This is a genomic window from Enterococcus sp. AZ071, assembly GCF_050499065.1.
In the GTDB taxonomy this organism is placed as follows: domain Bacteria; phylum Bacillota; class Bacilli; order Lactobacillales; family Enterococcaceae; genus Enterococcus_A; species Enterococcus_A ferrettii.
Genome location: NZ_JBIPAS010000001.1, coordinates 3004707 through 3021997, shown reverse-complemented (window position 1 = coordinate 3021997; position 17291 = coordinate 3004707). Strand labels below are relative to the sequence as shown.

The following is a 17291-nucleotide window of genomic DNA, read 5'->3' as shown; positions in this document are numbered from 1 at the left end:
TATCAGTGATTTAAGCTGCCATAGTAGGCCTTGAGAGCTTCCGAGCACAAAAAAACACGAACGAGATAAAATAGCTCTCGTCCGTGCTCTCATTTAATCTTCTAGAGGCAGTTCTTCTTGTCCAGGCTCTTCTGCATCCTCAGGAACCTCGATTGGTTCACCGATACCATAGGCAGCACGTACACGAGTAGAAACTTCCGCAATCATATCAGGATGTTCTGCTAAATATTTCTTTGCATTTTCCCGACCTTGACCGATTCGTTCTTCCTTGTAGCTGTACCAAGCACCACTCTTGTCGATGATGTCTTGTTCAGCTGCCATATCCAGAAGTTCACCTTCTTGTGAAATTCCTAAGCCGTACATGATATCAACTTCCGCTACTTTGAAAGGCGGAGCAACTTTATTTTTGACTACTTTAATCTTAGTACGGTTACCAACGATATCTGTACCGTTTTTCAGCTGTTCAGCACGACGCACTTCTAAACGAACAGTTGCATAGAACTTCAACGCACGTCCACCAGGAGTTGTCTCTGGATTACCAAACATGATACCAACCTTTTCACGGATTTGGTTAATAAATACGGCAATCGTTTTGGTTTTGTTGATAGAACCAGACAATTTCCGCAGTGCTTGAGACATCAAACGAGCTTGCAGTCCCACGTGGGATGCACCCATTTCGCCATCAATTTCAGCACGAGGTACTAATGCTGCTACCGAGTCGATAACAATAATATCTACTGCACCACTGGATACCAATGCATCAGCAATTTCCAAGCCCTGCTCACCAGTATCTGGCTGAGAAAGCAGTAATTCATCAATATTAACACCCAAGTGTTGTGCGTATTGCGGATCTAATGCATGCTCCGCATCGATAAAGGCTGCAGTACCGCCTTGTTTTTGTACTTCAGCAATCGCATGTAATGCAACTGTTGTTTTACCAGAACTTTCTGGTCCGTAAATTTCGATAATACGTCCACGCGGATATCCGCCTACACCTAACGCGACGTCTAGAGCCAGCGAACCACTAGGAATAGTTGAAATTTGTTGGTCAATCTTATCCCCTAGTTTCATGATGGAGCCTTTTCCGTAGTTCTTTTCAATCTTCTTCATTGCAGCTTCTAAGGCTGCTTTACGATCATCTGCCAAGCGCGAATCCTCCTTATAATAAAAACATTTCAGTGAATGGTTTTCTTCGGGTCAGTAGTATTAGTTTATCGGTTTGCAGTCAAAAAAGCAAGCAAAAAACGAACAAACATTCGCATTTTAATCTTTATTTAAAATTGCGTGACGGATTAAATCTAGTCCCTTCATAACCGCGCTATGACGCACATATGAACGATCACGAGAAAAATGATTTTCCGTTACAAGAGTTTCTTTACCCTTCTGTGCCAAGGCAATGTAGACAGTACCCGGTATTTTCCCTTCCAACTCATCTGGACCTGCTACACCGGTGAAGGAAACTGCAAAATCTGTTCCTACTTTAGCTAAAGCCTGTTCTGCCATCGCTTGCGCACATTCTGGACTCACTACACCATATGTGTCCAATAAGACTGGATCAATACCCAAGAATGCTTCCTTAGTCGCTTTCGAGTAAGTAACAAAACCACCAGGGAAAACCTCTGAAACTCCCGGAATTTGTCCTAAGGTCGCTTGGAACTCACCAGCAGTCAGACTTTCAGCTGCTGTAACTGTTAACTGGTGCTCCTTCAATAAATCAACAGTTACTTCTTCCAGACTATTAGTGTCGCCATAGCCATAGAAATATTCGCCAACCTTAGCCATAATTTCGGCTTCTGCCTGATCCAATAATACCGTTGCCGAAGTATCATCTGCTGTATTGGCTGTAATTCGCAAGGTAACTTCATTTGGTTTGGCATACGGCGCTATAGTTGGATTGGATTGATTTTTAATCATTTCAGCCAGCTCAGTTACTAACAGTGACTCGCCAATACCATAAAAACGCAGGACACGAGAAGTCAATACTTCTTGTGTTGGAAATTCTTTTTGTAATAATGGTTTTGCTTGTTCTAGAAACATTGGCTTTAATTCACTAGGAGGTCCAGGCAATAAGATGTAATTGTTCTTTTCGCCTTTGTAAAGACATCCGATCGCAAGTCCAGTCCGGTTTTTCAAAGGAATACCGTCCTTTAATGTTTCTACTTGCCGTAAATTATTTGGAGTCATTGGATGCTGACGATTTTTAAAGAAGGTCATCATGTGTGCGTATCCTTCAGCATCTTGAACCAAGGGGACCCCCACATGGTCAGCTAATACATTCTTTGTTAAATCATCGTCAGTCGGTCCTAAGCCGCCGCCTAAGATGATTAGATCACTGCGAGTATCCGCCAGCTGCAGTAATTCCTCCAAGCGTCTCGGATTATCTCCGACGACTGTGTGGTAATACACCTCGATTCCTAAATCCGCCAATTGCTCTGATAAAAAGGTTGCATTGGTATTGACTACTTGACCCATTAATAATTCTGTTCCGACAGCAATGATTTCTGCTTTCATTTCATTCACTTCTTTCTTAAGATACGCAATTTCCCTTCAACTATACCAGAAAAAATAAAATTTCGGGACTTTTTTGCAGGAATTTCAATGACTTGCAGGCATCGCGGATTTTTAGGACGCAAAAAAACTGCGAAGCGCACTTCGCAGTTTCCACATTTTTACATTGAGCCTTTGAATAAGCCTGTATTTTTAGCAAAATAATCGTATCCTGAATAGACTGTAAAGAATAAGCAGACATACAACATAATTTGATCCACGGGAATGCCTATGTAATTAAACGGCACATTATTCAAATACAGCAACACAATCCCAATCATTTGGGTAGCAGTTTTGATTTTACCCGGCATAGCTGCTGCCATCACTCCGCCACCTTGTTCAACAATCAGTAAACGTAATCCCGTTACTGCTAATTCACGGCAAACAATAATTGCAATAACCCAAGCAGGTGCTTTGCCTTGTTCTACTAAAATAATAAAAGCAGTCATCACCAACATTTTATCCGCTAACGGATCGGCAAATTTACCGAAGTTGGTCACTAACCCTCTGGCGCGCGCAATTTTACCATCTAAATGGTCGGTATAACTGGCTATCGCAAAAACGATTGCTCCAACTAGCTGTGTAATCGGCAACGCTGTGTCTCCAGCCATAATCGTACCCCAATCCCACGGGGCCAACACAATAATCATAAATAACGGAATCATAAAAATTCGGATAACCGTTAATTTATTTGGTAAGTTCACTGTCTTGCTCCTTCCTTATCATTCCGCATAATTCATTTTTAAGCGAATATTCTTTTGGCTTGCTGAATTATTAGGTTGATAATCCAACGGTTCATCGTTTATTTGCACATCTGCATAACGAGCAATCCCAACAGTAATCAACGCTTCTGCTGTGTCAGCAGGTAGTTCAGTGGATTGCGTTTCGTTTGGCTGCAGGGTGTACTGATAAATCAATGCGCCATTTACTTGAACACCAATCCAGACACGTTCCTTGCCAGTAAAGGTTAACTTAACCGGAGCTTTAATTTGATCAACCTTCATTTGAGCTTCACTGGCGGTATTGTTTTCCATTGTAATTGCCATTTTGGGTTCTTTCGGCTCAGAGGACGATTCACTCGTGCTTTCCACCGTCGAACTGCTTTCGCTGGTACTTTTTGCTGCGCTTGAACTCACTGATCCCTCTACAGCCATTGAGTTGTTTGGAGCTATAATTGGTTCACCTTGATTATCCAACCACATCATATATCCTACTACCACAATAATCGATAATGCAACCAAGCCTAAAAGCACCGCCGGCAAACTCGCCTTGACGCGTCTTTTGGTGGGATGCTCAGCATGCTTATTTTTGCGGGAGCCTTCTACGGGTTCAATTTCAGGGTAGACCGGCTTAGGCTGGTCTTTTCCGTCATAAACATCTAATAAATAGTTGCCATCCAGTTTAACCTCTTCGGCATACTGGCGGATAAATGCTCGCAAATAATAATCACTTGGCAGCAAGTGAAAGTCATTGTCTTCTAAAGCTATCAAATAACGTTTTTGAATTTTCGTTTTTTGCTGCAGCTCATCCAGACTAATCCTTTGATCGATTCGGGCTTTTCGTAATGTTTCACCTATATTTATACTAGCCACTCGTTTTCTACTCCTTAATCCATCCAGCCACCGGCAACCACCAATGTAGTGCCTGTTGTATAGCTGGCTTCCTTTGAACATACATATTTACATGCCGCTGCCACTTCTTTGGGTTCGGCCATTCGACCTAAAGGAATATCTGCTGCTAAGCTCACTTTTTCAGTTGTTGACCAGTTTTGATTCATTTGAGTGTTAACCGCTCCAGGAGCTATAGCATTAACCGTAATGCCTAAGGTAGCTACCTCTTTAGCATACGCTTTAACAAAGCCTTCCTGCGCCCCTTTAACGGCACTGTAGACTGTCTCCATACTACTGCCGTGCTGACCGTAGACCGAGCTGATAAAAACGACTCGTCCTCTACTATTTTGGGCTAGTTTTACTTGCAGCTGCTGCAGTAATAAAAGCGGGGTTTTCACATGAATCTGCCATAGGCTGTCCATTTGCTGACTCGTTATCTCCGGTAATAATTCATACACCGTAAACCCTGAAGCAAAAATGATGCCATCGACTTGAAATAACTGACTCACAAAAGTTGAGATTGCAGATTCCTCTAGCATGTTTAAGGATACCACAAAAAAATCTTGCTGAGGATAACGTTGCCGCAAGTCTGAAACTAAACTTAATACTTTTTCCTGATTGCGATGATAGTGACAGTAAAGCGACCAGCCTTCCTCTGCTAGCGCATAGCAAATCGCCTGTCCAATATCTCCACTGGCACCCATCACAAGACCGTAAGGCATGCTTATCCCTCCTTACGCATATAAAAACGACTGAAAGCCTCTTCCTTAATTAACAGCTGTCCAGCTGCCAAAATATCCTCCAGCTGTACACTTTGAATCAATTCTGGCATGTCAAACAACGTCCATTCACCAAATAGAGATTGAGTAAACTGGTTCGCTACATACTCTAATGCGTTCAACGACTGGAAATACTTACCTAGCATTTTTTTCTTCAGCAATGCTAAGTTCTCTTCATTGATCTCTGTGTCTTGTTCAAAATTCAATAAAATTTTCGTCACTTCTTCAGCCAGGAGCTCAGGCTTATCTGTGTCTCCACCAAAATCGGCAAAGTAAAAGCTGCGATCTAGAGAAAATTCATACCCAAAGCTATCATCAATGATTCCTTCGTTGTATAGACGTAAATAGTTTTGAGAGGTATTTCCAACTAAAAGCTGAAGCAGTAAATCAACTGACAACTTAAAAATCAAGCGTTCCTTGTCGTTTTCTGGCAAAGAAGCAACTCCTTTAACACCTAAAATTGATTTCGGCATCGCAATTGGCATTGACTGCTCGCTCACCTTCACGATATCCTCCAAGGCTTCTGCTGGAAACTGGCGTTGAATCGGTTCTGGCGCTTCAAATTCTTTTTGCGCTTGATTTTCTCGAATAAAATCCATTAATGCTTTCGGTTCCAAGTTGCCGACTACAAATAACGTCATGTTACTAGGATGGTAAAAAGTACGATAGCATGTATACAAATCCTCTGCTGTAATTTCTGCAATAGACTCTATCGTGCCAGCAATATCAATGTGCAGCGGATGTTTAGGATACATATTTTTCAAAATACCGAAAAACTGCTGCCAGTTGGGATCGTCCTGGTACATTTGAATTTCTTGGCCAATAATCCCTTGTTCCTTTTGAACGGATTCCTCCGTAAAATATGGCTCCTGCACAAAATTCAGCAACGTAGCCAAATTCAGCTCTAGCTGATCGGTCGTTGAGAATAGATAACTCGTGCGAGTGAAGCTGGTAAACGCATTGGCGGAAGCCCCCTGTTCACCAAATTTTTGGAAAACATCGCCTTCCTCTTTTTCAAACATTTTATGCTCTAAAAAATGTGCAATTCCATCAGGAACCGTCACAAATTCTTCACCACCACGAGGAATAAAGGTATTATCAATAGAACCGTAATTAGTGCTAAACAGCCCATAAGTTTTGTGATACCCTTCCTTTGGCAGCAAATAAACGGTTAAACCGTTAGGCAAAATTTCTTTATATAAGGTTTCATTGATTTTTTCATAGACTTGCTTATCCATTTTGCTTTCCTCCGTCTAAAAAGAAGATCGCTTGCAGCTGTAACTGTTTAGCAACCTGCTGCACCTCTTCTTTAGTCACCTTCTCTAAGCGTTTCAGCCAATTTTCATCCGATAATTGACTGCCAGGCAGCCATTGATCCAAATAGGCAATTTCAATTGTATTTTGCGGACGATCCAGACCTAATAAATACTGGTTTTTCAGCATTGCCTTTGTTTGCTGGAAGGCTAGATCGGTAAAATCACCTAGCTGTAAAGCCTCTAGCTGTTCTGAAACTAAACGCAGTACTTTATTGCGATTTTCGCTGTTAATCCCTGTCTGAACACTCATGTACCCTCGAAAAGTATCAAAGCTGCTAGACGCATAGTAGGCCAAGCTCTCTTTTTCTCGTACATTCATAAACAATTTCGAATGAGGAAAGCCTCCGAATAAACCATTGAAGACCAATAATGGAAAACGTTGCGCATCTTCGTAGTAGATGCCCGTTGAATAAGCCAAATTTAGTTTGCCCTGGATTACAGCTTCCTGCAGCTGTTGTTCACGAATAACATTGCTGACTGTTTGATCATAATAAATTTCTGGCGAGCTTTCTTCACGATCCGTAAATGGCAAGGCCTCAAACAAGTCTGCAACTTCCGTTTCGGTCACATCTCCTACCACAAAAAGATCCAATTGATCTTTGGTTACTACCTCTTGATAATAGTCGGCCAAGGTTTTAGCAGTCTCCTGCTTCAAATCAGCCACTGTGCCAAAACTAGGGATCTGTTGTGCTTCATCAGTAAAATAAGTCTCCTGTAATTTTAAAGAAGCCAAGGTTTGCTTGTCTTCCTCCAGGCTTTCTAAATAGCCCTTTAGGTTTTCCTTTTCTAGTTGGAAGGTCTGCTCGTCAAATTGGCCATCTTTAATATTAGGATAAAAAAGAACCTCTTTAAACAGGTCCACCGCTTGAGCCAATATCGTTGGGTCATCTACATACTTTCCATTTACAACACTGATTCCAAGATTCATCCAGTGCAGATTTCCTTTACGTCCAACACTCAAGCCAAAACCTGCTCCATAAAGCTCCGCTAAATGAGCACTCAGTTTCGTTTGATCAGGATAATTCAGTGAATTTGTCTCTAATAAGTTCGCTAATAGTGTCCGGGTCGTCATTTTTTCTCTGTGCAGCCGCGTTGTAAAGCGTCCGTAAATTTGAATCGTTTTATATTTTTTCGTCGGTAAGACGTGAAGCCGAATGCCTTTTTTTATTCGAATCATATACAAGCTCCTTTAATTGTCATTACCTTCAATTATAGCACAGGAAAATGGGTAAAGCTGGCATTTGCTATAGCAAGCCTTTTGTTTCATCTTTTTTAGGGAGTTCGCTATACTAGTTAATGTAAAGGTAAGGAGGAATAACATGATTAAAGAATTCAAAGACTTCCTAATGCGCGGCAGCGTGCTTGATTTAGCTGTTGGGGTCGTTATCGGGAGTGCATTTACCGCTATTGTAAATAAAGTTGTTGAGGGTCTGATTACCCCATTGGTCGGCTTAGTCGTTTCGTTATTTACACGAGGTCAAAATTTGGAGGATGCCGTTTCAGTCTTAGACTGGTCACCAGTCAAGGGTGTAACCTTTGCTTTTGGCGATGTCGTTAGTGCTATTATTACTTTCTTGATTACTGGTTTTGTCTTGTTCTTAATTGTCAAAACAGCCAATAGAGCAAAAAAATTAGGCACCAAAGAAGAAGCAGAAGAAGAATTAGCAGCACCAACAGCAGAAGACTATTTGGCAGATATCCGCGACATGTTAGCTGAGCAAAAGCATCTCCAAGAAAATACCAGCGACAAAGATAAAATGGAATAAGCACCTAAAAAGCGAGCTTGGGATCACACCAAAGCTCGCTGCTTTCTAACATTTTAGGCAAAGTAAAAACCACGGAGCATTTCTGCTCCATGGCTCTTAGACTGCTTCAGTTAAAAATTCAATTTCTACTGTACGTGTTAATACATCGGAATAACTATAAGATACCCGTTCAAAAGAATTTTCTTCAGGATCCAAATCGACTACAAACACAGATGGATAGATCTCTGTTAGAATTCCTCTGCGTTGTGTTTGACGTTTTCTGCCTGTTTGAGCGACTAGTAAAATCGGACTGCCTAAGCGATCTTCTAAGCTCTGCTTGATGGTTGCTAAAGTTGTTGGCATACAGTTCACCTCAACCTACAGTATAACAGAAAAAGATGAATTTTACAATGTTATCATAAAAGAAATTGCTTTGCAAGCCTTATCAACACCCGCCCGCTTTGTATCCGGTTACAAACAATCTTTTTGATAATATAACTCTTTTTTAAGTTTTCTTTTGGCACGCCCTAAAGCACTCTCGGCTTTTGCAAGGTCTATTTCTAACTCCTTTGCAACCATTGCAATATCACTATCATTTATGTAAGCATCAAGCATTCTTGCTTCAAGTAAAGAGTACTCAATCGTAAGATTATTGAGTATTTCTCGAACAATCATCCTTTCCTCTATTTGCTCATTGTAAACTAACCGTTGGGCAAGATACCCTACACCTTCTCCTTCTACCGAAATCGTATTTTTATTACTTCGTCTTTTTTCCGCCTCTTGTTTGCGCAGTTCACAAACAATCCGGTTTTTTAAAACTCGTTTAAAGTAGAGTCCGAAGGTTGCATGGCTGCCATGCTGATAATTCATGATTGAATCATGCATAGCCAGCCTTCCTTCTTGCAGCCAATCATCCTCATCAAAGATTCGTATGTAGTAAACCTGTTGCATCGCATACACAACACCCTTATAAGCGGAAAACAGTTTTTCAAACGCTTCTTCATCACCCAGTTTTGCTTTTGCCAACCAATCTTTTAATTCTTCCAATTCCATTTAACCACTCCCTCCTGAATAAAAGGATACCTGATTTTTTTCAGATTAGAAGTGGTTAGAGAAATACTTTTTATTTTTGACTCAATTCGTCCCTTTTTTGGGACAAATCTTGTAATTGTCGCTCGTTCCAAGGAGAATTCCGGCGAAAATCAGTAAATTGCGTGTCTTTTGCATCGCCTAAAATAGTTTCTTCCGTTTTTTTGAGATCCTTGTACAATTCACGAGCAGAGGTCCGCAAAGCCCCCTGCGAAAAAACAGTCCACTGCTCAGCTAAATCACTAGTTGCCACTGTAACCTGAGTCAAGCGATCATTCAGTTCGCCTGCAGTACGTTCGATATAGCTGTCAGCAGTTTCATCCTCTTTGGTAAAGACCACTGTCAGTTGATACTTTTGATAGCTTTTCTGAATACCAGGAACCAGCTGGGCATCAAATACTACAATTATTTCTAATCCTTGGTATTTAGCATAGTTGGACAGACGATTCAGCAATTCCTCACGAGCTTCTTCCAAATGATCCTGTTTTTTTAGGGTGGAGAGTTCAGGCCAGGCACCGATCATATTGTAGCCATCCACTAACAGCAGTTGCTTTTTCATTAGTAGCCACTTCGCTTTCTGAGTACTTCGTACATTAAAAGACCCGCAGCAACCCCAGCATTTAAACTTTGAACATGTCCCGTCATTGGAATAGTCAACATTTCGTCAACTTCTTTCTTCAGACCTGCGCTCATGCCCCTGCCTTCATTTCCAATGATCAAAGCAATGGGACCGTCCACCTTCCATTGATGATAAGCCGTTCCGTTCATGTCTGTTCCGAAAATCCAGTAGCCTGCATCCTTCAGCTGCTTGATGGTCTGACTTAGATTTGTTACTCGAGCGATCGGCACATATTCTACTGCACCCGTCGAAGCCTTAGTTACCACTGGCGTAATCCCAACGGAACGATGCTTCGGAATCACAACGCCATTTACTCCGCTGGCATCTGCTGTTCGCAAAATTGAGCCAAAGTTATGGGGGTCCTCTAAGCTATCCAATATCAATAAGAAGGGTGCTTCAACAGCTGCGGCCTGTTCCATCAGCTCATCTAAGGTTAAGTACTGATAAGGTGTGATAGCTAACAATATTCCTTGATGGACTCCGTGATCACTTAAGGTGTCCAGCTTTTGCTTAGGCACCCATTTGACTGGAACTGACTGAGTCTGAGCCAATCCTTTCAACTGTTCGATTTTTTCTCCACGGGCATCTTCTTGTAAAAATAATTTGTTTCCCCGACCTGCCTGCAATGCTTCTACCGTAGCGTGGTGTCCGAAGACAAAATTTTTCTCTTCGTTATTGTTTTCTTCTGGTAAATTTACCGCTTTTTGCGGCTTACGTTTACGTTTCTCTTTCATCCAGTTCACCTACTTTCTTAATACACCAACTCATTAATTCTTCTAAACGCTCTTTTTCTCCCAGTAAATGCAGATACCCCATTACCGCTTCAAAACCGGTTGACATACGATAGGTCATTTTATCGGTATTTTTCGCTGATGTATAGCTTTTCGCATTCCGACCTCGACGATAAACGCCGTGCTCTTCCTCGGTTAACAGATTGACCTCTTCCATTTCATGAATCAGCATTGCTTGGGCTTTAGCCGAAACGTAACGAGTAGCCATATGATGTAGTTTGTTGGGGCGAGTTTGTCCAGAAAGGACTAGAAAATCTCGCACATAGCTCTCATAAATAGCATCTCCTACATAGGCTAAGGTTAATCCGCTTAGTTGTTTTACATCAATCATTAGGCTCTTCTCCAACGCGTACCCTGCGGTGTATCCTCTAGTATAATTCCTTGATCTTTCAGTTGATCACGGATTTCATCGCTGCGGGCAAAATTTTTGTCTTTACGGGCTTGATTACGTTCAGCAATAAGTTGGTCCACTTCTTCGTCTAACAGTTCAGCTGTCTCAAAGGTAATACCAAAAACAGCCAACAATTGCAGAAACATTTCCAGACCATGCTGTATGACAACAGCAGAAACCTCAGCCTTTTCAATGTATTGATTCAACCATTTAGCCAATTCATAGACCACCGTAATTCCATTGGCTGCATTGAAATCATCATCCATTTCTCCAATAAACCTTGCTTCCAAAGTCTGGATTGCTTGAATATTTTGTTCATCATCTGCTAATGTGTCTACTGCAGTTTCTTTACGGAAGTTAACATTCTCAACTGTATTCCGCAGCCGTTGCAGATTAGCTTGTGCATCCCTTACTGTCGCCTCACTGTAACGAATTGGACGGCGATATTGAGTAGTTGCCATAAAAAAGCGCAACACCTGCGGATCAATTTCCTTCACCATATCATGAACAGTTACAAAGTTTCCCAACGATTTACTCATTTTTTCATCATCTTCGCCAATAGTTACATACCCGTTGTGCATCCAGTAATTGGCAAACTTTTTGCCCGTTTTTGCTTCACTTTGAGCAATCTCATTTTCATGGTGAGGAAATTCCAAATCTTGTCCGCCACCATGGATATCAATGGTATCACCTAAATGCTTGGTTGCCATGACTGAGCATTCAATATGCCAGCCTGGACGACCTTTACCCCAAGGGGATTCCCAAGAAATCTCATCTGGCTTGGCTGTTTTCCAAAGTGCAAAATCTAATGGATCTTCTTTTTGCAACTGCTCTGCTCCAGTTCGTTGACTGGCTCCGATCTCTAATTCATTAATTGATTGATCACTTAATTCACCGTAGTCTTTAAACTTGCGCGTACGGTAATACACATCTCCATTTGATTCGTACGCATAGTCTTTTTCAATCAATGCCGCGATAAAGTCAATGATATCAGGAATATGATTGATTACTCGTGGATGCAAAGTTGCCGGTTTAACATTTAACGCAGCCGTATCCTCTTCAAAAGCCGCAATAAAACGATCCGCTACTTCAGGAGCAGTAATTGATAATTCTTTCGCAGCTTTGATAATTTTGTCATCAACATCGGTAAAATTTGATACATAGTTAACTTCATAGCCCCGATATTCAAAATAGCGACGAATAGTATCAAAAGCAATTGTACTGCGTGCATTTCCAATATGAATGTAATTGTAAACGGTTGGTCCGCAAACATACATGCGAATTTTTCCTTCTTCAATTGGATGAAACACTTCTTTTTCTCGGGTCAAGGTATTATATATTTCAATCATGTTGAACCTTCTTTCCATTAATTTTAACTACTTTAGCTGGTACTCCAACTGCCGTAGCTTGATCAGGGACATTGGCTAAAACAACAGCACCCGCTCCTATTTTTGCGCCAGCTCCTATTTCAATGGGCCCTAATATTTGGGCATTGGCCGAAACAAAGGCTCCCTTACGAACTGTTGGGTGTCGTTTCCCTGTATCTTTACCTGTTCCACCTAATGTTACACCATGGAACATAACAACCCCTTCTTCGACTTCTGCTGTTTCACCAATCACTACCCCAGCACCATGGTCGATGAAAACTCCCGAGGCAATTTTGGCGCCAGGATGAATTTCAATTCCAGTTAAAAATCGCCAAAACTGAGAATGAATCCGCGCCAACAAGAACAGGTTTTGTCGATAGAAAAAATGGGACAGCTTATGGAAAAATAAAGCATGTATCCCAGGGTATGTTAACACGACTTCCACACTTGACTTAATGGCAGGATCATTTCGTTTGGCAGCATCTATTGCTTCTTTCCACCATCCCATTTTAATCGCTCCTTTATACTCAGACAACGAAATTCCCTTACTTGCAACTACCAAGAGAACGACCGTTAATATGTTCGAGCAGTAACAACAAAAAACACGCATCATTTGAGTTTCCTCAAAAGACGCGTGTTCACGTGGTCCCACTTTTGTTCGCAGCTTTGCTGCCTCTAACGGGTAACGTCCGTTTTTACGTTTTTGACTACCATTCTTTCGTCAAAACCACTCCAAGATGCATTTCACAGGCTAATCCCTGTCTGTTTGCACCACCCACAGACTCTCTAAAAAGGATTTTTTCTGCTACTTCTTCTTTTCGATGTGTTTACATTACTTGATTTAAATGTGCCAAAGCCTTTTCCTTACCTAACAATTCGACGGTTTCAGGTAATTCAGGTCCATGTGTCACACCGCTAACTGCGACGCGAATCGGCATCCAAAGGTTCTTGCCTTTGATACCTGTTTCTTTTTGAACAGCTTTAATGGCTGCCAAGACACTTGCAGCATCTACAGTTTGCATGTCTTCCAACTGCTCTTTAAAAGCACTTAAAACCATTGGTACTGATTCTTGTGCCAAGACTTCTTGAGCAGCTTCATCTAGTGCCGGATGTTCCTCAAAGAATAATTGAGAAACTTCTACGATTTCTGCAGCAAAGCTCATTTGCGGCTGATACAAACCAACTACACGCTTCACCCAGTTTTTACGCTCTTCACTTGGATTTTCTTCTACTTTACCTGCTTTAATTAAAAACGGCAGACACAATTCAGTCAACGCAGTTAAGTCCATCTCTTTGATGTAATGGTTATTTACCCATTCTAATTTCTTTTGGTCAAAGGCAGCTGGAGATTTGCTTAAACGTTTAGTATCAAACATTTTAACCAATTCTGCTTGAGAGAAAATTTCGTCTTCACCAACTGGCGACCAGCCTAATAACGCAATAAAATTGAACATTGCTTCTGGCAGGTAGCCTAATTCGCGGTACTGTTCGATAAATTGCAGAATTGATTCATCACGTTTGCTCAATTTTTTGCCTGTTTCACTATTAATAATCAAAGTCATATGCCCAAATGTTGGTCGAGACCAGCCAAAGGCATCGTAGATCATTAATTGTTTTGGTGTATTGGCAATATGATCATCTCCCCGCAAGACGTGGGTGATTTTCATCATGTGATCATCTACTGCTACCGCGAAGTTGTAGGTTGGCATACCATCACGTTTTTGAATAACAAAGTCGCCACCAACATTATCTGATTCAAAGTTGATTTCGCCTTTTACCATATCTTCAAAGCTGTAGGTTGTATTGCGCGGTACACGGAAACGGATAACTGGCTCTAAGCCCTGTGCTTCTTTTTCCGCTTGCTGCTCAGGAGTCAAGCTTGCACATTTGCCGCCATAATGAGGCATTTCGCCGCGGGCACGCTGTGCTTCTCTTTCTACTTCTAATTCTTCTTCTGTGCAATAGCATTTGTAAGCTAAATTGCTGGCTAATAATTGATCAATCAGCGGTTGGTAAATTTCTTTACGCTCCGACTGACGATAAGGGCCGTATTCTCCAGGCTTGTCAGGAGATTCATCCCAATCCATTCCCAACCAAGCCAAGTTTTCTAGCTGGCTTTTTTCACCATCTGCAATGTTGCGCTTTTGATCGGTATCCTCAATACGAATGATAAATTCACCATCATTGTGACGGGCAAATAAATAGTTGAATAACGCTGTCCGGGCATTTCCAATGTGTAAATGTCCAGTTGGGCTTGGTGCATAACGCACACGAATTTTTGACATGTGAACTCCTCTTTCCCGCATAATTAAGCAGATAATTGCGCCTGCTTTACTGCTCAAATTGTACAATCAATCGGCTGTTTAGTAAAGGGTCAATCCTTTTTCCCCTCTTGATACTCAATTTTCTTTTCAGGAGAATCATCCTTAATGTTGCGATTGGAATGGGCCGGCTTGGCAAAGATCATACGACCAGCCGCTGTTTGTAGGGCACTCGTCACTACAACTTCAATATGTTCATTCATGTAATGCTGTCCATCTTCAACTACAACCATCGTTCCATCATCCAGATAAGCTACCCCTTGCTGACGCTCCGTACCAGCTTTTACTAGTAGGACATTCATGTTCTCGCCAGGGATTACTACTGGCTTCACTGCATTAGCTAAGGCATTAATGTTCAGCACAGCCACATTTTGAAATTCTGAAACCTTATTTAAGTTGTAATCGTTTGTGACAATGACACCGTCTAGCAGCTTCGCCAATTTAATCAGTTTACTGTCGACTTCATTAATATCCTCAAAATCACCATCGTACATTTCTACTACAATACCGTCTTCTTTTTGCAAAGAATTCAAAATATCTAATCCACGGCGTCCTCTTACTCGTTTCAAACTGTCCCCAGAATCAGCAATGTATTGCAATTCATATAAGACAAAATTAGGGATCATCAATACGCCTTCTAAAAATCCACTCTTTGCAATATCGTAAATCCGGCCATCAATAATCACACTCGTATCCAAAATTTTATATTTATGGAAATGATCATCGGCCTTACGATCCAGTACTTCACCTTCAGGGTTTTCCGTTTTTTTCGTTCGTGGGGTAAATATTTTCTTCCACTCATCAATCCGGGTAGTTCCCACCCGAAAGCCCAAATAACCTAAAAGAATCATGATTAAAATCGGCAGCGCACTATTTACAAATGGAACCGCCAGATTATAAAGCGGGTTAGTTACAAACAGGCCTAAAGTCAGACCAATGATTGCCCCTACCGTTCCAAACAGTAAATAAGTTAAGCTGAATTCGTTTAATTGTTTCTCGATTTTTTTTACTCCAGTTGTAATTGGTTCAACGAGGGCTAAAGATAATAATGAAAAAATAATTGCGCCAATCAAGCCGTTCGTCAAAGAATTATTTAACCAGAAGTTGTTTGTTTGTCCAATTGCCATCCAAGCTGCCGGCAGCAAAGTAATCCCCATGCTGATTCCAACTAAAACGATAATGACAGTTAATACACGTTTTTGCATAACTTCCCTCCTAAGTAGTCATTTTTTCTAGCAAACCCTGTTATTCTGTATCAAGGTCTGTTAAGAAATTCACTTTAACACCTGGACTGATGACTTGTATTGCCAACAGTCTAGGCAGATAAATTGTTGTTTTATTTAAATACTTTTCGCAGTGTTTCTCCTAAAGTAGCAACCGGGATCAATTCGACCCCTTTAGGTGCTTTCCAGTCACCCATGTTATTTTTAGGCAGATAAACTCTTTTGAAGCCCAGTTTCTCAGCTTCTTTTATTCGTTGCTCTATACTATTCACTCGGCGTATTTCACCAGTCAAACCGATTTCACCGATGAAACATTCTGTAGCCTCAGTACCTTTTTCTTTATAGCTGGAAGAAATCGCTACCGCTACTGCCAAATCAATTGCGGGTTCGTTTAATTTTACCCCGCCAGCTGCCTTTAAGAAAGCATCTTGATTTTGCAGCAACAAGCCCGCTCGTTTTTCCAAAACCGCCATGATTAAGGAGATTCGGTTAAAATCTAACCCAGTCGTCGTACGTTTGGCATTCCCGAATACAGTCGGCGTGACTAATGCCTGAACCTCCACTAAAATCGGACGACTACCTTCCATTGCTACCACTATCGCCGATCCAGTTGCTCCTTCCAGCCGTTCCTCCAAGAAAACTTGAGAAGGATTAGCTACCTCAACCAGTCCGGTTTCTCGCATTTCAAAAATGCCAATCTCATTGGTTGATCCGAAGCGGTTTTTTACCGCGCGCAAAATACGGAAGCTGTGATGCTTTTCCCCTTCAAAATACAAAACGGTATCCACCATATGCTCCAGCATTCGTGGACCAGCAATATTACCCTCTTTGGTTACGTGACCTACGATAAAAATCGCAATACCATTTGTTTTGGCCAATTTCAGCAATTCCGCGGTGGTCTCCCGCACCTGACTGACTGATCCTGCTACGCTGGAAATGTCTGGTTGCGTCATCGTTTGAATTGAGTCAATAATAACAAATTCTGGTTTGATCTTTTCAATCACACGACTAATTTCACCCATGTCTGTTTCCGGATATAAATAAAAGTCTGTATCACTAGAACCTAAGCGTTCTGCTCGCAGTTTGATTTGCTGCGCACTTTCTTCTCCTGAAACATACAAAACTTTTCCACCCGTAGCTGCCAGCTGATGAGAAACCTGCAGCAGCAAGGTCGACTTCCCTATTCCAGGATCACCACCGATTAATACCAACGAACCTGGCACCACACCACCACCGAGCACCCGGTTTAACTCAGCTAATTGGGTCTCAATTCTCGTTTCCTTTTTGAAAACAACATCTTTTAACAAGGTTGGCTGGGCCTTTTCACCGGTTAAGCTAACTCGATTGCGCCGATCCTCAGTATCTTGAACGACTTCTTCCACCATCGTATTCCAACGGCCACAGTTGGGACAACGACCTAAATATTTTGGCGATACATAGCCGCACTCTTGGCAAATAAACTGTGTTTTGGCCTTTTTCGCCATGGTTCACAC

At 41.6% G+C, this 17291-nt stretch carries 18 protein-coding genes and 1 other annotated feature; of the genes, 1 reads left to right on the top strand and 17 read right to left on the bottom strand.

Annotated elements, in window-relative coordinates; translation table 11 throughout:
* Window positions 1-93: 93 nt before the first annotated feature.
* The 7 genes from recA to yfmF form a co-directional block, all read right to left on the bottom strand.
* Complete coding sequence (gene recA / locus IGI49_RS14895; protein ID WP_207701402.1) at window positions 94-1146, bottom strand: recombinase RecA; 1053 nt, start codon at window positions 1144-1146, stop codon at window positions 94-96.
* 117 nt (window positions 1147-1263) lie between these two features.
* Window positions 1264-2511 (bottom strand): competence/damage-inducible protein A, encoded by a 1248-nt coding sequence (locus tag IGI49_RS14890; RefSeq protein WP_429962331.1) that lies wholly within the window; start codon window positions 2509-2511, stop codon window positions 1264-1266.
* A gap of 158 nt (window positions 2512-2669) precedes the next feature.
* The gene (gene pgsA, locus IGI49_RS14885; protein WP_207701400.1) at window positions 2670-3251 is read right to left on the bottom strand and encodes a CDP-diacylglycerol--glycerol-3-phosphate 3-phosphatidyltransferase; all 582 of its coding nucleotides are present in this window, start codon (window positions 3249-3251) and stop codon (window positions 2670-2672) included.
* Between the two features lie 18 nt (window positions 3252-3269).
* Complete coding sequence (locus IGI49_RS14880) at window positions 3270-4139, bottom strand: RodZ domain-containing protein (protein WP_429962330.1); 870 nt, start codon at window positions 4137-4139, stop codon at window positions 3270-3272.
* 14 nt (window positions 4140-4153) lie between these two features.
* The gene (gene ymfI, locus IGI49_RS14875) at window positions 4154-4879 is read right to left on the bottom strand and encodes an elongation factor P 5-aminopentanone reductase (protein ID WP_429962329.1); all 726 of its coding nucleotides are present in this window, start codon (window positions 4877-4879) and stop codon (window positions 4154-4156) included.
* Between the two features lie 2 nt (window positions 4880-4881).
* Entirely contained in the window at window positions 4882-6174 is a 1293-nt protein-coding gene (yfmH, locus tag IGI49_RS14870; protein WP_429962328.1) for an EF-P 5-aminopentanol modification-associated protein YfmH, read from the bottom strand.
* Complete coding sequence (gene yfmF, locus IGI49_RS14865) at window positions 6167-7429, bottom strand: EF-P 5-aminopentanol modification-associated protein YfmF (protein ID WP_429962327.1); 1263 nt, start codon at window positions 7427-7429, stop codon at window positions 6167-6169. The genes yfmH and yfmF overlap by 8 nt, the downstream gene beginning before the upstream one ends.
* 142 nt (window positions 7430-7571) lie before the next feature.
* Here yfmF and mscL point away from each other — a divergent pair, with 142 nt between their 5' ends.
* A complete protein-coding gene (mscL, locus tag IGI49_RS14860; protein ID WP_429962326.1) occupies window positions 7572-8018 on the top strand; it encodes a large conductance mechanosensitive channel protein MscL in 447 nt (148 codons plus the stop codon).
* A gap of 96 nt (window positions 8019-8114) precedes the next feature.
* Here the strand turns inward: mscL and IGI49_RS14855 are convergent, their stop codons facing one another.
* The 10 genes from IGI49_RS14855 to radA all read right to left on the bottom strand — a co-directional run bounded on the left by IGI49_RS14855 (window position 8115) and on the right by radA (window position 17282).
* Window positions 8115-8360 carry a Veg family protein gene (locus IGI49_RS14855; protein WP_010756310.1) on the bottom strand — a complete coding sequence of 82 codons (246 nt, stop codon included), beginning with the start codon at window positions 8358-8360 and terminating at the stop codon, window positions 8115-8117.
* A gap of 108 nt (window positions 8361-8468) precedes the next feature.
* A complete protein-coding gene (locus tag IGI49_RS14850; RefSeq protein ID WP_429962325.1) occupies window positions 8469-9050 on the bottom strand; it encodes a sigma-70 family RNA polymerase sigma factor in 582 nt (193 codons plus the stop codon).
* 70 nt (window positions 9051-9120) lie between these two features.
* Window positions 9121-9645, bottom strand: coding sequence for an NYN domain-containing protein (locus tag IGI49_RS14845; protein ID WP_207701393.1), 525 nt, complete (start codon window positions 9643-9645; stop codon window positions 9121-9123).
* Window positions 9645-10439, bottom strand: coding sequence for a 23S rRNA (guanosine(2251)-2'-O)-methyltransferase RlmB (gene rlmB / locus IGI49_RS14840; RefSeq protein WP_207701392.1), 795 nt, complete (start codon window positions 10437-10439; stop codon window positions 9645-9647). The genes IGI49_RS14845 and rlmB overlap by 1 nt, the downstream gene beginning before the upstream one ends.
* Window positions 10423-10827: a Mini-ribonuclease 3 gene (locus IGI49_RS14835; protein ID WP_429962324.1), complete on the bottom strand. Its 405-nt coding sequence runs from the start codon at window positions 10825-10827 to the stop codon at window positions 10423-10425. Before IGI49_RS14835 ends, rlmB begins: the two co-directional genes overlap by 17 nt.
* Window positions 10827-12236, bottom strand: coding sequence for a cysteine--tRNA ligase (gene cysS, locus IGI49_RS14830; RefSeq protein ID WP_429962323.1), 1410 nt, complete (start codon window positions 12234-12236; stop codon window positions 10827-10829). The genes IGI49_RS14835 and cysS overlap by 1 nt, the downstream gene beginning before the upstream one ends.
* Window positions 12229-12762 (bottom strand): serine O-acetyltransferase EpsC, encoded by a 534-nt coding sequence (gene epsC, locus IGI49_RS14825; protein ID WP_207701389.1) that lies wholly within the window; start codon window positions 12760-12762, stop codon window positions 12229-12231. The genes cysS and epsC overlap by 8 nt, the downstream gene beginning before the upstream one ends.
* Before the next feature lie 115 nt (window positions 12763-12877).
* Window positions 12878-13085: a binding site (T-box leader), on the bottom strand.
* Window positions 13082-14539 carry a glutamate--tRNA ligase gene (gene gltX, locus IGI49_RS14820; RefSeq protein ID WP_429962322.1) on the bottom strand — a complete coding sequence of 486 codons (1458 nt, stop codon included), beginning with the start codon at window positions 14537-14539 and terminating at the stop codon, window positions 13082-13084. (Overlaps the previous feature by 4 nt.)
* Before the next feature lie 89 nt (window positions 14540-14628).
* Complete coding sequence (locus IGI49_RS14815) at window positions 14629-15780, bottom strand: PIN/TRAM domain-containing protein (protein WP_429962321.1); 1152 nt, start codon at window positions 15778-15780, stop codon at window positions 14629-14631.
* Window positions 15781-15911: 131 nt separating this feature from the next.
* A complete protein-coding gene (gene radA / locus IGI49_RS14810) occupies window positions 15912-17282 on the bottom strand; it encodes a DNA repair protein RadA (RefSeq protein ID WP_429962320.1) in 1371 nt (456 codons plus the stop codon).
* Between the last annotated feature and the right edge of the window lie 9 nt (window positions 17283-17291).